Genomic DNA, 531 nt, shown 5'->3' with positions numbered 1-531 from the left:
AGATAGACTTGTAGACCCTACGCTTGTGGCCTCCCATCCTGTCACTGAGTCCTATGAATCCACTGCCCCCGCCCGCCCACCCCTACCAGTTCCGCGCGCTGGGCTTGATCAAGGGATCCCTCAAATCGATCCCAGAGACCTACGCCCAGGCGACGCTGGTTGCCACCGATGGCGTAGAGTATCCAGCCACCCCTGGCCGTGCCGAGCTGCTGCGCCCTTTCACCTATTGCATCGAGAGCGGCCACACTTACTGGTACTACGTGCAGCCGCAGCCGCGGTCGGGCGGCACCTTGGGCCTGAGCGTTATCCGCATCCTGGCCTTGCCGGAGGAGGAGCAAGATCCAGATCTAGAGGACGAGCCCTTTCTGCCTGCCCCTGAGGATGCAGAGGAGGGCTTTAACATTCGCGGCATCGTCGAGCCCCACGACGGCTTCATCTGGGTGACGCTCCGGCGCAAGCCCCAATGGAACAAGCAGTTCCCCCCCCTACAACTGCGTCTGGAAGGGTTCTTGCCGGGGGCCGCCGCCGGGG

Annotated in this window: 1 protein-coding gene; it reads left to right on the top strand. The window is 63.5% G+C overall.

Features of this window, described 5'->3' with window-relative positions:
- Nucleotides 1-53: 53 nt before the first annotated feature.
- A partial coding sequence (locus NW858_RS13045; RefSeq protein ID WP_414520651.1) for a hypothetical protein occupies nt 54-531 on the top strand: 478 nt, incomplete at its 3' end.

Origin of the sequence: Synechococcus sp. H55.10 (assembly GCF_047502715.1) — a bacterium.
Lineage (GTDB): Bacteria > Cyanobacteriota > Cyanobacteriia > Thermostichales > Thermostichaceae > Thermostichus.
This window is presented reverse-complemented; position numbering and strand designations above follow the sequence as displayed.